This window comes from Paraburkholderia sp. BL23I1N1 (assembly GCF_003610295.1).
Taxonomy (GTDB): Bacteria; Pseudomonadota; Gammaproteobacteria; order Burkholderiales; family Burkholderiaceae; genus Paraburkholderia.
Map to the genome: position 1 here is coordinate 273,637 of NZ_RAPV01000001.1, position 16,473 is coordinate 290,109.

Annotated in this window: 16 protein-coding genes and 1 pseudogene; 13 read left to right on the top strand and 4 right to left on the bottom strand. The window is 63.1% G+C overall.

The window, feature by feature from the left end:
* The first annotated feature begins 33 nt into the window (after positions 1-33).
* The 13 genes and pseudogenes from mtgA (at position 34) to pyrF (ending at position 13,683) form a co-directional block, all read left to right on the top strand.
* Positions 34-756, top strand: coding sequence for a monofunctional biosynthetic peptidoglycan transglycosylase (gene mtgA, locus B0G76_RS01380; RefSeq protein ID WP_120289491.1), 723 nt, complete (start codon positions 34-36; stop codon positions 754-756).
* Between the two features lie 266 nt (positions 757-1,022).
* Positions 1,023-1,658, top strand: a pseudogene (locus B0G76_RS01385) (DDE-type integrase/transposase/recombinase); the annotation flags it as partial.
* A gap of 444 nt (positions 1,659-2,102) precedes the next feature.
* A complete protein-coding gene (locus tag B0G76_RS01390; protein ID WP_120289495.1) occupies positions 2,103-3,077 on the top strand; it encodes an IclR family transcriptional regulator in 975 nt (324 codons plus the stop codon).
* Positions 3,074-4,153 (top strand): 2-dehydro-3-deoxygalactonokinase, encoded by a 1,080-nt coding sequence (locus tag B0G76_RS01395; RefSeq protein ID WP_120289497.1) that lies wholly within the window; start codon positions 3,074-3,076, stop codon positions 4,151-4,153. Before B0G76_RS01390 ends, B0G76_RS01395 begins: the two co-directional genes overlap by 4 nt.
* A gap of 36 nt (positions 4,154-4,189) precedes the next feature.
* On the top strand, positions 4,190-4,870 hold the full coding sequence (locus B0G76_RS01400) for a 2-dehydro-3-deoxy-6-phosphogalactonate aldolase (protein WP_120296129.1): 681 nt from the start codon (positions 4,190-4,192) through the stop codon (positions 4,868-4,870).
* Positions 4,867-5,691, top strand: a complete 825-nt coding sequence (locus B0G76_RS01405; RefSeq protein ID WP_120289499.1) for an SDR family oxidoreductase — start codon at positions 4,867-4,869, stop codon at positions 5,689-5,691. Before B0G76_RS01400 ends, B0G76_RS01405 begins: the two co-directional genes overlap by 4 nt.
* Positions 5,692-5,864: 173 nt before the next feature.
* Positions 5,865-6,863 carry an arabinose ABC transporter substrate-binding protein gene (locus B0G76_RS01410; protein ID WP_120289501.1) on the top strand — a complete coding sequence of 333 codons (999 nt, stop codon included), beginning with the start codon at positions 5,865-5,867 and terminating at the stop codon, positions 6,861-6,863.
* 216 nt (positions 6,864-7,079) lie between these two features.
* Positions 7,080-8,615 (top strand): L-arabinose ABC transporter ATP-binding protein AraG, encoded by a 1,536-nt coding sequence (gene araG, locus B0G76_RS01415; RefSeq protein ID WP_120289503.1) that lies wholly within the window; start codon positions 7,080-7,082, stop codon positions 8,613-8,615.
* Positions 8,616-8,669: 54 nt separating this feature from the next.
* On the top strand, positions 8,670-9,686 hold the full coding sequence (gene araH, locus B0G76_RS01420) for an L-arabinose ABC transporter permease AraH (protein ID WP_120289505.1): 1,017 nt from the start codon (positions 8,670-8,672) through the stop codon (positions 9,684-9,686).
* A 40-nt stretch (positions 9,687-9,726) separates the two neighbouring features.
* The gene (locus B0G76_RS01425; RefSeq protein WP_120289507.1) at positions 9,727-10,527 is read left to right on the top strand and encodes an SDR family NAD(P)-dependent oxidoreductase; all 801 of its coding nucleotides are present in this window, start codon (positions 9,727-9,729) and stop codon (positions 10,525-10,527) included.
* Positions 10,518-11,468, top strand: coding sequence for an SMP-30/gluconolactonase/LRE family protein (locus B0G76_RS01430; protein ID WP_409076743.1), 951 nt, complete (start codon positions 10,518-10,520; stop codon positions 11,466-11,468). Before B0G76_RS01425 ends, B0G76_RS01430 begins: the two co-directional genes overlap by 10 nt.
* A 210-nt stretch (positions 11,469-11,678) precedes the next feature.
* A complete protein-coding gene (locus B0G76_RS01435) occupies positions 11,679-12,731 on the top strand; it encodes an aldose 1-epimerase (RefSeq protein WP_120289511.1) in 1,053 nt (350 codons plus the stop codon).
* A 136-nt stretch (positions 12,732-12,867) separates the two neighbouring features.
* Complete coding sequence (gene pyrF / locus B0G76_RS01440) at positions 12,868-13,683, top strand: orotidine-5'-phosphate decarboxylase (protein ID WP_120289513.1); 816 nt, start codon at positions 12,868-12,870, stop codon at positions 13,681-13,683.
* A gap of 30 nt (positions 13,684-13,713) precedes the next feature.
* On the opposite strand, the gene B0G76_RS01445 is transcribed toward pyrF, so the two are convergent.
* The 4 genes from B0G76_RS01445 to thiL all read right to left on the bottom strand — a co-directional run bounded on the left by B0G76_RS01445 (position 13,714) and on the right by thiL (position 16,417).
* Positions 13,714-14,238: a cupin domain-containing protein gene (locus B0G76_RS01445; RefSeq protein ID WP_120289515.1), complete on the bottom strand. Its 525-nt coding sequence runs from the start codon at positions 14,236-14,238 to the stop codon at positions 13,714-13,716.
* A 32-nt stretch (positions 14,239-14,270) separates the two neighbouring features.
* Positions 14,271-14,771 carry a CinA family protein gene (locus B0G76_RS01450; protein ID WP_120296130.1) on the bottom strand — a complete coding sequence of 167 codons (501 nt, stop codon included), beginning with the start codon at positions 14,769-14,771 and terminating at the stop codon, positions 14,271-14,273.
* A gap of 85 nt (positions 14,772-14,856) precedes the next feature.
* On the bottom strand, positions 14,857-15,429 hold the full coding sequence (locus B0G76_RS01455; RefSeq protein WP_183081968.1) for a phosphatidylglycerophosphatase A: 573 nt from the start codon (positions 15,427-15,429) through the stop codon (positions 14,857-14,859).
* Positions 15,419-16,417, bottom strand: coding sequence for a thiamine-phosphate kinase (gene thiL, locus B0G76_RS01460; RefSeq protein WP_120289517.1), 999 nt, complete (start codon positions 16,415-16,417; stop codon positions 15,419-15,421). The genes B0G76_RS01455 and thiL overlap by 11 nt, the downstream gene beginning before the upstream one ends.
* Positions 16,418-16,473: the final 56 nt, after the last annotated feature.

Genomic DNA, 16,473 nt, shown 5'->3' on the forward strand with positions numbered 1-16,473 from the left:
CACTGATTCACCGACTTTAGGACTTCACGCACGATGACAGCGACGCGGCGCGCGAGCCGGCCAGGTCCGGGGCGATGGGTGTTTTATCTGGGCACGGTGGTGGCGATCGCGTGGCTTGCGACGCAGGCGTTTTACTTCGCGCAGATCGCGGTGTGGAATTACGTGAATCCTCAGTCAACGGCCTTCATGCGCTCGGATGCGTGGCGGTTGTCGGAGGATCGGCCTGATCTTTCGGTGCAACATACGTGGGTGCCGTACGAGCAGATTTCGCACAATTTGAAGCGGGCGATTATCGCTTCCGAGGACGCGAATTTCGTGAACAACAATGGTTACGAGACCGACGCCATTTTGCAGGCGTGGGAGCGCAATAAGGCCAAGGGCAAGATTGTTCGGGGCGGCTCGACGATTACCCAGCAGTTGGCGCGGAATCTGTTTTTATCCCGGGAGAAGAGTTATATCCGCAAGGGTCAGGAATTGATCATTACGTGGATGCTCGAGACTTTGATGGATAAGCAGCGGATCTTTGAGATTTATCTCAACTCCGTTGAGTGGGGGAATGGGGTTTATGGCGCTGAGGCGGCCGCGCATTATTACTACAAGACTTCCGCGGCCAAGTTGACTGCTGCGCAGTCGGCTCGGCTGGCTGTGATGCTGCCGCAGCCTAAGTATTTTGACGAGCACAGGGGCTCGGGGTATCTGGCTCAACGTTCGCGCGTGATCGCGCGGCGGATGGGGGCGGCGGAATTGCCGGACTGAGGTTTGGGTTTTTGCCTGTTCGGCGGTTGTTCGTTTGTATGCCTGCGGCGGTGGGCTTTTCTTGATGTGTTTGCCTGCGCGGCGCTTTTGGGTTGTTCGCTTGGGGTGTTGGCCTTTCCTCGTTTTGTTATTGGTCTATTCGCGTTGCCCCTGTGCGGGGCGGCACCTACTTCTCTTTGCCGGCCGTGTATAGACCGGAGACATGGCTGACAGGTGTGCGGGGACATGGTTGACACTTCCGGGTATTAAAACGCCCGGTCCCAACCATGCCCTGGAACGCAAGAGACACCATGAGCCTCCGAGAGGAATTTGTTCATCTGGCCAGTCAGGACACGCTGACGATCACCGAGCTGTGCCAGCGCTTTAACATCAGCCGGCAGACCGGCTACAAATGGCTCAGGCGCGGCGAGAATGCGCTGTCAGATCAATCCCGACGCCCTGCCAGCAGTCCCTCGAAGACACCCGCTGCGATGGAGCAGGAAGTGGTGCGGCTGCGTCAGGCACATCCGCGTTGGGGTGGGCGCAAGATCAGTCGACGCCTGCGGGATCTGGGCTTTGAGGCGGCGCCACAGCCCAGCACCGTGACCGACATCCTGCACCGGCACAACCTGATCCTGCCGGCCGATTCCGCGATGAGCGAACCCTGGAAGCGCTTTGAGCACGAGCAGCCCAACGTACTCTGGCAGATGGATTTCAAGGGACACTTCGAGACCCTTCAGGAAGGGCGTTGAAATCCCCTGACCGTGCTCGACGACCACTCGCGCTTCAGCATCCTGCTGCGCGCCTGTGGGCCAACCGATACCGCAACCGTGCAGGCGGGATTACGGGAAGCGTTCGGGCACTACGGTTTGCCGTTGCGCATCAACACCGATAACGGCTCGCCGTGGGGTTCGCCCGGCCGGCAAAGAGAAGTAGGTGCCGCCCCGCACAGGGGCGACGCTAATAAACCAAAAAGAAAACAAGGAAAGGCCAACGCCGCAGGCGAACAACCCACAAGCGCCACGCAGGCAAACACATCAAGAAAAGCCCACCGCCGCAGGCAACTCAACCAACCAAACCCCAGCCCCCCGGCAAGGCAAAATCCCATTATATGAATCAAACACTCACATATTGAAGATTTCTCAAAAACCGCCCTACAATCCAGCCAACACGCATCGCCAGCCGAAAAAAACCGGCCGCGATCAGCAGCAAGAAAAAAACCGGAGACAAGCCAAACCATGCCCAAGACTCAAAGGCAGCAGCCGTACACCCGCGCCACCGGCAGCACCCGCCGTGCCGCGAGCAAAACTGGCCTCCTCTCCGGCCCCGCGCTGTAAGCGCAAAAAACCACCGAAAAGCCAATCGCCATGAACAAAGCGATGCCCACTCACGCCGCCGGCGTGTCCGAAGCCAAGCTGGCGCCGTCAGCCGATCATGCGTCCGGCGCCGAGCCGCAGCGGATCCAGGCCGCCAAAGCCCCGCGCGTCGCCGCACAACCGGCCGTGACCGACGAAATCGCGTTGCCGAGCACGCTGCTCGACATCACACCGCAACAAGCTGGCACCCAAACCCTGCTGCGCGGACTGGCGATTCTGGAAGCCGCCGCGGCCGGCGTGCGCGATCTGCGCACCTTCGGCGCCGCGCTCGGCACGACCCGCAGCACCACGCACCGGCTGGTGAGCAGCCTCGTCCAAGCGCGCTATCTGCGTCAGGTGCAAGGCGGCTATCTGCTCGGCCCGAAGCTGATCGAACTCGGCACCATCGCCCTCGAACAGATGCCGCTCACCGCAGTCGCCCGCCCGCATCTCGAATCGCTGGCCGAACAAACGCTCGATACGATCCACCTCGGCGTGCGCGATGGCGACGACGTCCTGTACATCGACAAGATTCCCGGCACCCGCGGTCTGGAAATGCGCTCGCGCGTCGGTCACCGGATGCCGCTCGCATCGACGGGTATCGGTAAAGCCATGATGCTCGACCTCACCCCCAACGTCTGGCAGTCGCTGTTCGACGCATCGCGGCGCGCGCTCGCCAGCGTCAGTTTCAAGCCGGATAACCGTCCCGACGCGCAGACCTTCATGCAGCGCATGACGAACTACGCCGCCGGCGGCTACACCTTCGACCTCGAAGAAAACGAAGCGTCGATCCGTTGCGTCGCGGCGCCAGTGCGGGATGCGTCCGGCGCGGTGGTGGCGGCGCTGTCAGTGGCGAGCACGATTCCGTATATGTCGCTCGAACGCATGGATGAGCTGATCCCGGTCGTGCAGCGCGAAGCGCGCTCGATCTCGGAAGAACTCGGTTGGCGTGCCCCGCAGCCGGCCACTCGCAGGATCAAGCGATGAAGCATGCGGGTTCTCCCACGCCGGCAGTCAACTACGCCGCAGCCGGCGCCGTCGACACGAAGATCGAGCACGCAGCACTGATCGCGCTCGACTGGGGCACGACATCGCTGCGCGCCTATCTGTTCGACGCCGCAGGCAACGTGCTGGATACGCGCGCCTCGACGGCCGGCATCATGAATTTGCCGCGTAGCGCCGAGCAAGGCGGCTTCGACGCCGCTTTCGACGATACGTGCCGCACCTGGCTCGACCAGACGCCGGGCTTGCCGGTCATCGCGGCAGGCATGGTCGGCAGCGCGCAAGGCTGGGTCGAAGTGCCATATGTCGACGCGCCGGCGAGTGCCGAAGCGCTGGTTGCCGGCATTGTGCGCGTGGAGGCAGCGTGCGGCGTGACGTTGCATATCGTGCCAGGCGTTCTGCAACGCGGCGAATTGCCGAATGTGATGCGCGGCGAAGAAACGCAGATTTTCGGCGCGATCGGCGAGAACGCAAGCGCGACGGATGGTGGAAAACATGACGGTAAAGACAGCACCCAGCGCGCGCTGATCGGCTTGCCCGGCACCCACGCGAAATGGGCCGTCGTGCAGGCGGGCCGCATCGAACGTTTTCATACCTTCATGACCGGTGAAGTGTTCGCGGCATTGCGCGAGCACACCATTCTCGGCCGCACGATGGTCACGCCGGATCGTCCGGATACCGATGCATTCCTGCACGGCGTGAAGATTGCACGCGACAAAGGTCAGGCGGGGATGCTGGCCACCGTATTCAGCGCTCGCACGCTCGGGCTCACCGGAGAACTTTCGCGCGAACAGCAGCCGGACTATCTGTCGGGCTTGCTGATCGGGCACGAACTGGCCGGTCTCGAAGCCGTGCTCACGCAACAGCAAAACTCGCTCGCCGGGCAGCACTTGCGCCTGATCGGCAATGAAGCGCTGTGCGAGCGCTATCGGGTGGCGTTGGCGCAATTCGGCTGCACGCACGCGGAGCTGGTGAAGCACGCCACCGAGCGCGGTTTGTGGCGCGTCGCGACCCAGGCGGGGCTCGTCAACCCCACGTCGCAAGCCGCGCACGCCGGCTAACCGGCAGCGCCGCCGCTCATGAAACAAGGAACCGACATGCAACCTCACATCAATCTGCCCGCCCCGTACATGCCGCACGCGGGTCTCATCGCGGCGTTCGAGCTTTGTCCGCTGATCGCGATCATGCGCGGCGTGACGCCCGCGGATGCCGCCGGGCATGGTCAGGCGTTGTACGAAGCCGGCTTTCGTATTGTCGAAGTGCCGTTGAATTCGCCGCAGCCGTTCGACAGCATCGCGGCGATCCGCAAGGCGTTGCCGGCCGATGCGATCGTCGGTGCGGGCACGGTGTTGCATCCGAGTTTTGTCAACGACGTGAAGTCGGCGGGTGGCGAATTGATTGTGATGCCGCACAGTGACCCGGAGGTCGTCGTCGCCGCGAAAGCGCAAGGCATGGCCTGCGCGCCGGGCGTGGCGACGCCAAATGAAGCTTTCATCGCGCTGAAAAACGGCGCGGATGTGCTGAAGATGTTCCCTGCGGAACAGCTCGGCTGCCAGGTCGTGAAGGCGTGGCGCGCGGTGATCGCGGCGGAAGTGCCGCTGGTGCCGGTCGGTGGAATCACGCCGGACAACATGGGCCCGTTTTTGACTGCCGGTGCGAACGGCTTCGGTCTCGGTTCGGCGCTGTATAAGCCGGGGCAGAGCGCGGCGGTAACGGCCTCGCATGCGAAGGCGTTCATCAACGGGTTGCGCATCGCCCGCGCAGGCGCGAAGAAATGAAGCGCCTCGCCGACAAAGTCGCGTTGATCACCGGCGCCGGGCGCGGCATCGGCGCGGCGATCGCATTCGCGTTTGCGCGCGAGGGCGCGGTGGTCGTACTGGCGGAACTCGATATCGAAATGGCCGAGCGCACCGCGCGTGAAATCCGGGCGGCGCTCGAAGCAAGTGCAGGCGTAGACGACACGCGCGGAGCGCACGGATCCAGCGAAGCAAAAGTGCTTGCGGTGCAGACCGATGTGACGCAATCGGCCTCGGTTCAGCACGCGGTGAGCGAGGCGGAACGCACGTTCGGCGCGCTCGACGTGCTGGTCAACAACGCCGGCATCAACGTGTTCTGCGATCCGCTGACGATGACCGACGACGACTGGCGCCGTTGCTTCGCGGTCGATCTCGACGGCGTGTGGAACGGCTGTCGCGCGGTGTTGCCGGGTATGGTCGAACGCGGCGCGGGCAGCATCGTGAATATCGCGTCGACGCATGCTTTCAAGATCATTCCGGGCTGTTTTCCGTACCCGGTCGCGAAGCACGGCGTGATTGGCTTGACCCGCGCGCTCGGCATCGAATACGCGCCGCGCAATGTGCGAGTCAACGCGATCGCGCCGGGTTACATCGAAACGCAATTGACGCACAACTGGTGGAACGAACAAGCCGATCCGGCCGCCGCGAAACAGGCCACGCTCGATCTGCAACCAATGAAGCGCATCGGCCGCCCCGAAGAAGTGGCGATGACGGCGGTGTTCCTCGCCTCGGATGAAGCGCCGTTCATCAACGCCACCTGCATCACCGTGGATGGCGGCCGCTCGGCGCTCTATCACGACTGAAACGACTGACCGTAGCGAACCCGTACGCAACAGAAAGCAGAACCCGTAGCAAGAACGAGCATTAACCGATAGCCAGGTTTCACCGGACGACGCGCTGGCCGCGTGTGTCACAACCGGTACAAGAAGACGCGGCCGATACCTTCTCGTTATCAATTGGTCAGGAGACACGCATTATGAAACGAAGAATTTTCCTCACGCTGGCAGCAGCGGCGACGGGTGTGCTCTTCAACGCACCGGTGGCGCAAGCCGCGGATCCGGTCAAGATCGGCTTCCTCGTGAAGCAGCCTGAAGAACCGTGGTTCCAGGACGAATGGAAGTTCGCGGAAATGGCCGCCAAGGAGAAGGGTTTCACGCTGGTCAAGATCGGCGCGCCGTCGGGTGAAAAGGTCATGAGCGCAATCGACAACCTGTCGGCTCAAAAAGCGCAAGGCTTTGTGATCTGCACGCCTGACGTCAAGCTCGGACCGGGCATCGTCGCCAAGGCGAAGGCCGACGGCCTGAAGATGATGACGGTGGACGACCGCCTCGTGGACGGCGCGGGCAAGCCGATCGCATCGGTGCCGCATATGGGCATCTCGGCGTACAACATCGGCAAGCAAGTGGGCGACGGCCTGGCTGCGGAAATCAAGAAGCGCGGCTGGGACATGAAGGACGTCGGCGCGATCGACGTGACCTACAACCAGTTGCCCACCGCAGTTGACCGCACCACCGGTGCAACCGCTGCGCTCGTCGCCGCCGGTTTCCCGAAGGCCAACGTGATCGAAGCGCCGCAAGCGAAGACCGACACGGAAAACGCCTTCAACGCAGCCAACATCGCGTTCACCAAGAACCCGCAGTTCAAGCACTGGGTGGCTTACGCGCTGAACGACGAAGGCGTGCTCGGCGCGGTGCGCGCAGCGGAAGGCCGCGGCTTCAAGGCGGACAACATGATCGGCATCGGTATCGGCGGTTCGGACTCGGCATTGAACGAGTTCAAGAAGCCGACCCCGACCGGCTTCTACGGCACGGTCATCATCAGCCCGAAGCGTCACGGCGAAGAAACCTCGACGCTGATGTACGACTGGATCACGCAAGGCAAGGAACCGCCGATGCTCACGCTGACGACCGGCATGCTGGCCACGCGTGACAACGTCGCCGATGTGCGCCAGAAGATGGGCCTCGCGGCAAATTAAGCGGGTGTAGCGTAGTCAAATGAAGTGAACTGCCGGTGCGTCGTTTCTCCAAGGATTGGGCGCGCCGGCAACAGCAATAAAAGACGAGCAGTTGAGACAGGCCACGCTTTGCGCCCATGGGGCGCGATAGAAGCACGGTTCACACGAAGCAGCAATTGATTGCATGGGACCGGAGCAAGTGCAGAAGCACTCACTCCGGTCGATAAAGGAGGCGAAGTGTCAGCGACGCTACGTTTTGACAATATCGGCAAAGTCTTTCCAGGCGTGCGTGCGCTCGACGGTGTGTCCTTCGACGTCAACGTCGGCCAGGTGCACGGCCTGATGGGCGAAAACGGCGCAGGGAAATCGACCCTGCTGAAGATTCTCGGTGGTGAATACCAGCCCGACTCCGGTCGCGTGATGATCGATGGCAACGAGGTGCGCTTTACGAGCGCGGCGTCGTCGATCGCGGCGGGGATCGCGGTGATTCACCAGGAACTGCAATACGTGCCCGATCTGACGGTCGCGGAAAACTTGCTGCTGGGCCAACTGCCGAATGCGCTCGGCTGGGTCAACAAGCGCGAGGCAAAACGCTTCGTGCGTGAACGCCTTGAAGCGATGGGCGTGGCGCTCAATCCGAATGCGAAGCTGCGGAAGCTCTCGATCGCGCAACGGCAAATGGTCGAAATCTGCAAGGCGCTGCTGCGCAACGCGCGCGTGATCGCACTGGATGAACCGACCAGCTCGCTGTCGCATCGCGAGACCGAAGTGCTGTTCAAGCTGGTGCGCGATCTGCGCGCGGACAACCGCGCGATGATCTACATCTCGCACCGCATGGACGAGATTTACGAACTCTGCGACGCCTGCACGATTTTCCGCGATGGCCGCAAGATCGCCTCGCATCCCACGCTCGAAGGCGTGTCGCGCGACACCATCGTGAGCGAGATGGTGGGCCGCGAAATCGCCGACATCTATAACTATTCAGCGCGTCCGTTGGGTGACGTGCGCTTCGCGGCGAAAGCGATTGAAGGCCATGCGCTCGCGCAGCCGGCCAGTTTCGAAGTGCGGCGTGGCGAGATTCTCGGCTTCTTCGGTCTGGTGGGCGCGGGCCGTAGCGAACTGATGCACCTCGTGTATGGCGCCGACCACAAGAAGGGCGGCGAGATCGTGCTCGACGGCAAGCCGATCAAGGTGCGCAGTGCGGGTGAGGCGATCAGACACGGCATCGTGCTGTGCCCGGAAGACCGCAAGGAAGAGGGCATCGTCGCGATGGCGACCGTGTCGGAGAACATCAATATCAGTTGCCGCCGCCACTATCTGCGCGCGGGGATGTTCCTCGACCGCAAGAAGGAAGCGGAAACCGCCGACCGTTTTATCAAGCTGCTGAAGATCAAGACGCCGAGCCGCCGCCAGAAGATTCGTTTTCTGTCGGGCGGCAACCAGCAGAAGGCGATTCTGTCGCGCTGGTTGGCCGAGCCGGATCTGAAGGTGGTGATTCTCGACGAACCAACGCGCGGAATCGACGTCGGTGCGAAGCATGAGATCTATAACGTGATTTATCAGCTCGCCGAGCGCGGCTGCGCGATTGTGATGATCTCGTCGGAATTGCCGGAGGTGCTTGGCGTGTCCGACCGGATCGTCGTGATGCGTCAGGGCCGGATTTCCGGCGAGCTGTCGCGCAAGGAAGCAACCGAACAAGCGGTGTTGGGCCTCGCGTTGCCGCAAAGCTCGACCGCGCTGCCCGGAACCGCAGCCACCGAGCAAGCGGCCTGAACATTATTTGGACGAAAGTCCGGCAACCCGTGGGGAACGGGAGGAGTCTTCAAAATGCAAGCCAGAGAAAACCTCGCGCAACAAGCCGCGAAAAGCGCGGCCGAAGCGCTGATTCCGCAGTCGAACGACAAGGCGAAATGGTGGCAGCAGATCACCGAGTACAGCCTGATTCTGATCTTCGTCGTGATGTTCATCACGATGTCGCTGATGGTCGATCACTTCTTCTCGATCGAGAACATGCTCGGTCTCGCCTTGTCGATTTCGCAGATCGGCATGGTCGCGTGCACGATGATGTTCTGCCTGGCTTCGCGCGATTTCGACTTGTCGGTGGGCTCGACGGTCGCGTTCGCGGGCGTGCTCTGCGCGATGGTGCTGAATGCGACCGGCAATACGTTTATTGCAATCATTGCGGCGGTGTTTGCGGGCGCTGTGATCGGTTTCGTCAACGGCGCGGTGATCGCGTATCTGCGCATCAACGCGCTGATTACGACGCTCGCCACGATGGAAATCGTCCGGGGTCTCGGCTTTATCGTGTCGCACGGGCAGGCCGTGGGCGTGTCGTCGGATACGTTTATCGCGCTGGGCGGGTTGAGCTTCTTCGGCGTTTCGCTGCCGATCTGGGTCACGCTGCTGTGCTTCATCGTGTTCGGCGTGATGCTCAATCAGACCGTGTACGGCCGCAATACGCTGGCCATTGGCGGTAATCCGGAAGCTTCGCGTCTCGCCGGTATCAACGTCGAACGCACGCGCGTTTATATTTTCCTGATTCAGGGTGCGGTCACCGCGCTGGCCGGTGTGATTCTGGCTTCGCGGATTACGTCGGGTCAGCCGAATGCGGCGGAAGGCTTCGAGCTGAACGTGATTTCGGCGTGCGTGTTGGGTGGCGTGTCGCTGCTCGGCGGCCGCGCGACGATTTCTGGTGTCGTGATCGGCGTGCTGATCATGGGCACGGTCGAGAACGTGATGAACCTGATGAACATCGACGCGTTCTATCAGTACCTCGTGCGCGGCGCGATTCTGCTTGCCGCCGTGCTGCTCGACCAGTTGAAGAACCGCGGTTCGCGGGACTAAACCTGCGGCTACCTCACTTTGCTCTTAAAGGAATCGAACGATGTCGTCTCCGGCCAATGCAAACGACCGTCTCGCGGATAACGCGTTTGCCCGCTATCCGAGTCTCGTCGACCGAACCGTGTTGATTACGGGCGGCGCGACCGGTATCGGCGCGTCGTTCGTCGAGCATTTCGCGGCGCAGGGCGCGCGCGTCGCGTTCTTCGATATCGATGCGACAGCGGGTGAAGCGCTCGCCGACGAACTCGGCGATTCGAAACACAAGCCGCTGTTTTTGCCTTGCGATCTGACCGACGTCGACGCGCTGCAAAAAGCGATCGCCGACGTGAAGGCCGCGCTCGGCCCGATTCAGGTGCTGGTGAACAACGCGGCAAACGACAAGCGCCACACGATCGGCGAAGTCACGCGCGAGTCTTTCGACGCAGGCATCGCGGTGAACATCCGTCATCAGTTCTTCGCGGCACAAGCGGTGATGGAGGACATGAAAGCCGGCAACAGCGGTTCGATCATCAACCTCGGCTCGATTAGCTGGATGCTGAAGAACGGCGGCTATCCGGTGTACGTGATGTCGAAGTCGGCGGTGCAGGGGTTGACGCGTGGTCTCGCGCGCGACCTCGGTCACTTCAATATTCGCGTCAATACGCTGGTGCCGGGCTGGGTGATGACGGAAAAGCAGAAGCGTTTGTGGCTCGACGACGCGGGCCGCCGCTCGATCAAGGAAGGTCAGTGCATCGACGCTGAACTGCAACCCGCCGATCTCGCCCGCATGGCGCTGTTCCTCGCCGCCGACGACAGCCGGATGATCACTGCGCAGGACATGATCGTCGACGGGGGCTGGGCGTGAGTACGGATACGCGCGCGGGGTTGCCGCCACCTCAGGCGGCGCTGCTGCTCGACACGAAATGCACGCTCGGGGAAGGCGCGACGTGGTGCGCGGAAACCGGCCGCTTCTACTGGACCGATATCGAAGGCGCGCGCCTGTGGCGCTATGACCCGAGCGAAGGGGGCAGCACGTCCTGGCGCATGCCCGAGCGGCTCGCAACGTTCGCGCTGTGCGCCAATCCGCGCTATCTGCTGCTTGGATTGGCAACCCATCTGGCGTTTTTTGATCTGGCAACCGGCGAGACGCAGCGTATCGTCGACGTCGAACCTGGCTTGAATACGCGCGTGAACGATGGCCGCTGCGATCGTCAGGGGCGCTTCGTATTCGGTACCAAAGACGAGGGCTCGCCGCTGCAAGCTGTGGGCGGGTTTTATCGCCTGAATCACGATTTGTCGCTGGAGCGTTTGCCGTTGCCCGCGCCGGCGATCGCGAACAGCATCGCGTTCAGTCCCGACGGCGCGACAATGTACTACTGCGATTCGCCGGCGCGTGAAGTTCGTACGTGCGACTATCGCGCGGACGGCAGCATCGCCAACGACCGCGTGTTCACGACATTGACCGACGCAACTGGCGAGCCCGACGGCTCGACGATCGACCGCGACGGGGGTTTGTGGAACGCGCAATGGGGCGGCAGGCGAGTGGTGCGATATGGCCCTGACGGCGTGGAAACCGAGCGCGTCGACGTGCCGACGGCGCAGCCGAGTTGCGTCGCGTTTGGCGGTCCCCCAAGCGGACTTCCAGCGCAGGGCTTCGTGGAATTGGACACGCTGTACATCACGAGCGCGCGCATCGATCTCGACGCGACCGCGCTCGCGAGCGATTCGCATGCGGGCGGCGTGTTTATCGCAACGCCCGGGCGACAAGGTTTGCCGGAGCCGGTGTTTCAAGGCACGCCCACATAGCGCAAAATGACGCAGCCTCGGTGACGAGGCGGCAGCGGAGGGTAGTCGAGCCGTGATTGAGAAAGTGCATCAGGCGTTGATGTCGCAAAACCAGTGGCAGCAAATCGGCAGCATGCAGTTCGGACCCAGAGGCGACCGGTTCAAAAAAATCGCCCAACACCATCCGTCAGCAATGACGGCAATGTCCCACGCCTCTCGATGGAGCCAGATATGACTGTTGCGAATCCTGTTTCCGCTTCTTCGCAAAGCCGACGCGCGCGACTCAACGCGGCGGCCAATCCGGTGCTTCCGGGTCCCAGTACGTCAGCAGTTGCGGTCGGTGAAACGAGCGGTGGCGAGCTCGCGTGCGTCACGCTGGCCAACGCGCATTTGCGCCTCGATGTCGCGCCGACGCTCGGCGGCGGCGTCACCCGTTTCGATTGGCGCAACGACGGCGCGCTCACGCCGATTTTCCGGCGCTGCCGCCATGTTGCGGTCGATACCCAGCCGAACCAGTTGGCCTGTTATCCGCTGCTGCCGTATTCGAACCGGATCGGCGGCGGTCATTTCAACGTGGCGGGGCGCCGTGTCGAGGTGCCGCAGAATCGCGCCGACGAACCCCTGCCGATTCATGGCGACGGTTGGCTATCCGCCTGGCAGGTCGCGGAGTCGGACCGTGAAAATGTCCGGCTGACGCTCGATCGCCGTGACGGCAAACCGTACGCCTTCCACGCGGCGCAAACCTATGCGCTGGACGGCCCCACGCTCGTCATCACGCTTGAAATCGAGAATGCCGGCCGTGAGGCGCTGCCTTTCGGCTTGGGCGTGCATCCCTTTTTCGTTCGCGATGCGGATACCAAACTATCGGCGGCGGCGGGTGGTCTGTGGCTCTCCGGCGACGACTGGCTGCCGGTGCGTCACGTGTCGGCGCCGCCCGCGTGGCAATTCGGTGTGGCGTATCCGTTGCCGGACACCATCGTCAATCACGCGTTCACGGGCTGGAGCGGGCAGGCGGCGGTGGTATGGCCGAAGCGTCGCCTGTCGCTGAATATTGCCGCCGACACCGACTACTACGTGCTGTACACGCCACCGGGCGAAGACTTCTTCTGCTTCGAGCCGGTCGATCATCCGATCAACGCAATGAATCTGGCCGGCGGCGCATGCGAGAACGGCATGACGATGCTGGGACGCGGCGAACGACTCACTCGCACGTTCCGCTTCAGCGTCGAGCGCACCGGTTTGCGCTCGATGCCGGGTGCGCGTGGGACGCGGCGGCGGCAGTAACAGGGGAGTCGGGCGGAGCGGCACGACGTGCCCGCCAAGCTCAGACCCGAGCCGGTATGACGCGTGGCCGCGCTCTGCTGCACGGGACGGGTAAAATACGCGCCTCTTCCGTTATCGGCTCGCCGCGAGACTCACCATGTCCAATTTCATCCAGACACTCAACGACGCCTGGCAGCGCACGAACTCGCTGCTGTGCGTCGGCCTCGATCCCGAGCCCAGCAAATTCCCGGACGCGCTCGCGGGCCGTCCCGAAGCGATTTTCGACTTCTGCCGCACCATCGTCGATGCGACCGCACCGTATGCGTCGTCGTTCAAGCCGCAGATTGCGTACTTCGCCGCTCATCGCGCGGAAGACCAACTCGAGCAACTGATCGCGCACATTCATGCGAATCATCCGGGTTTGCCGGTGATTCTGGACGCAAAGCGTGGCGATATCGGCAGCACCGCCGAGCAATATGCGCGCGAGGCGTTCGAGCGCTATCAGGCGGATGCGGTGACGGTGAATCCCTACATGGGCTTCGACTCGATCGAACCGTATCTGGAGCACACGGGCAAGGGCGTGATCGTGTTGTGCCGGACCTCGAACTCGGGCGGCTCGGACCTGCAGTTTCTGGAGACGGGTGGGCGTCCGCTGTATCAGGTCGTCGCGCAACTGGTGGCGGACAAGTGGAACGCGAGCGGCCAACTGGGTCTCGTGGTCGGTGCGACTTTCCCGAAAGAGATTGAAATGGTGCGTGGAATCGTCGGCGATATGCCGCTGCTGATTCCGGGCATCGGCGCGCAAGGCGGCGATGTTCAGGCGACGGTCAATGCCGGCCGCACGGCGAACGGCACGGGCATGCTGATCAACTCGTCGCGGGCGATTAGTTACGCCAGCAAGGACGACGATTTTGCTGAGGCCGCCGCGAAAGCCGCGATGGAGACCCGTGACCGGATCAATGCGTTCCGGTGACGGAGGACGGCCGTCGTGAGCGACGACCGGTTAAGCAGCGCCTGGCCCCAGCCGCTCAATCAACGACGCATGCTGCGGATGTTGCGCCTTCAGCGCGTGCACATCCGCCAGTTCGAACTCACTGAATTCAAACCCCGGCGCCACCGTGCAGCCTAATAGCGCGAGCGTCGCCGGGTCGGCACACTCTGCGGCAAACCACAGACCCGCGGGCACCACCGCCTGAAACACGGCATCCGGATGCGTCAGCGCATTGCCCAACTTGTGCGCAGTCAGCGAGCCCGCTTCGTCGAGTACGTGGACGTTCAGCGGCTCGCCGGCATAGAAGTGCCAGACTTCGTCGGACTTGATCCGATGCCACGCCGAATGCGCGCCGTCGCAGAGCAGGTAGTAAATCGCGGTGGACGCTGAGCGCGTCTGCGTTGAACCGTCGTCGCGACGGACGGCTTCTGCGGACCGATACGTCTCGCTAAAAAATCCACCTTCCGGATGCGGCTTCAGATCGAAGCGTCGGATCAACTCGTCTTTGGCGGCAGGGGAAGTAGACGTGTCTGACATCGTAGGCGGCGCCTCAGGTTTTGAACCGGGGGTTAATGTTCGCGCTCGTCGAGCAGGGCCAGCACGCCGCGCAATGCGTGCGCGGCGGCTTGCACGCGGATTTTCTCGCGGTCACCCTTGAAAATCTTGGTTTCCACCGACGTATGCAGCCGATTGCTCCAGGCAAACGACACCATGCCGACCGGCTTGGTTTCAGTGCCGCCGCCCGGGCCGGCAACGCCGGTAATCGCGACGGACACCTGCGCGCGACTGTTGCGCAGCGCGCCCTCGGCCATCGCGTGCGCGACCTGCTCGCTGACCGCGCCGTGCTTTTCGATCAGGTCGGCCGGTACGCCAATCATTTCCGACTTCGCCTGATTCGAATAGGTGACGAAGCCGCGCTCGAACCAGCCGCTGCTGCCGGAAATATCGGTGATCGCGGTCGCTACCATGCCGCCCGTGCAGGATTCCGCGGTGACGAGCATCAGGCGCTCGTCGCGCAGGCGGTTGCTCACGCGAATCGCGAGCTGGTGAACCACGGAATCGGTAGGCATGGCGTCAATCCGGAAAACGAGAAACTGCGGAAGGCGGCCGGCCGGCGCGCTGCGGCTGGCCGACACACCGGCCAACGGCCGACGGTTAAACCGACATACGCCAGAGCGCGATCACGAGCAGCGTGAAAAACGCGGCGACCAGATCATCGAACATGATGCCAAAGCCACCTTTCAGTCGGCGGTCGAAATAGCCGATCGGCGGCGGTTTCACCATATCGAAGAAGCGGAACACGACGAACGCCCAGATCTGCCCGGTCAGCGTGACCGGCGTGATCATCAGCAGCACCAGCCAGAACGCGATGATTTCGTCCCAGACCACCGGCGACGGATCGTCGGTGCCCAGTTTCTTCGCCGTGAAGCCGCAAATCGCAATGCCGGCGAAAAAGCCGACGACGATCAGCACACCCCACTCGACCACGGTCAGGTAACGGCTCAAGACGGCGAACGATGCCCACGCGAACAGCGTGCCGATCGTGCCCGGCGCAATCGGCGACAAGCCGCTGCCAAAACCCAGCGACAGAATGTGCAGCGGATGCGACAGCATGAAGCGCGCGGTGGCGCGGCGCGGCTGAGGGCGCGGCGCGCGCGGGCCGGACGCGTTGGGCTGCGAATTGCCGATGAGATCGTCGGCGGGGACCAGCGGGGGATCAGTCTGCATGGAAGTGGTCGAAGCCTTGCAACGTCAGAGTGAGCGGCGCGCCGGCGGCATCGCGCCAGCCGATCGCCGGGCGGTCGGCCGCCGATTGAAGAGCGCTTATTGTACCGATGCGGGTGACCGGAATCGCGACCTCGCGACCGGCCGCTTCGACCTTGGCGCGCGCGGCAACCGGTGCGGTGAAACACAGCTCGTAATCGTCGCCACCGGCTAGCGTGCAACGCCGCTGGATCTCGGGTGAGAGGCGGCGCAGCGCGGCTGAACGCGGCACGGCGTCGACGTCGACCATAGCGCCCACGTTCGAGCGTTCCAGGATATGCAACAGGTCGCCGGCGAGCCCGTCCGATAGATCGAGCGCCGCATGGGCGATGCCCCGCAACGCGAGGCCGAGGAAGACACGCGGCTCGGGGCGCTCAAGGGCGCGACGAAACGTCGCAGCGTCGTCGGCATCGGCGGACCACTCGCCGCGCTGCACGCCCAGCCCCGCGCGGGCGTCGCCGAGCGTACCGGAAATCCAGATGTCGTCGCCCGGCTGCGCGGCGTCGCGGCGCAGTGCATCTTGCGGACGCACGCTGCCGAACACGGTAATGCACAGATTCAACGGGCCGCCGGTCGTGTCGCCGCCAATCAGATCGCAGCCGTAGCGCTCGGCCAGCGCGAAGAGGCCCTCGCTGAAGGCGGCGAGCCAGGCTTCGTCGGCCTTCGGCAAGGAGAACGCAAGGGTGAACGCCTGCGGGCTGGCGCCCATCGCGGCCAGGTCCGACAGGTTCACCGCGAGCGCCTTGTGACCGAGCGCCTCGGGATCGATATCGGGAAAGAAGTGACGGCCTTCTACCAGCATGTCCGTCGATATCGCCAGCATTTCCCCGGGGCGCGGCGCGAGCAGGGCGCAGTCGTCGCCGATTCCGAGCGTGCCGTCATCGGCACGGGACGCCGCAGCGGCGGCGCGGCGGGCGAAGAAGCGATCGATCAGCGAAAACTCGGAGAGCATGGTGGCAATGGGTGAACGGATAAGTGCAACGAAAAACCGCTAACGGCGCGCATTGT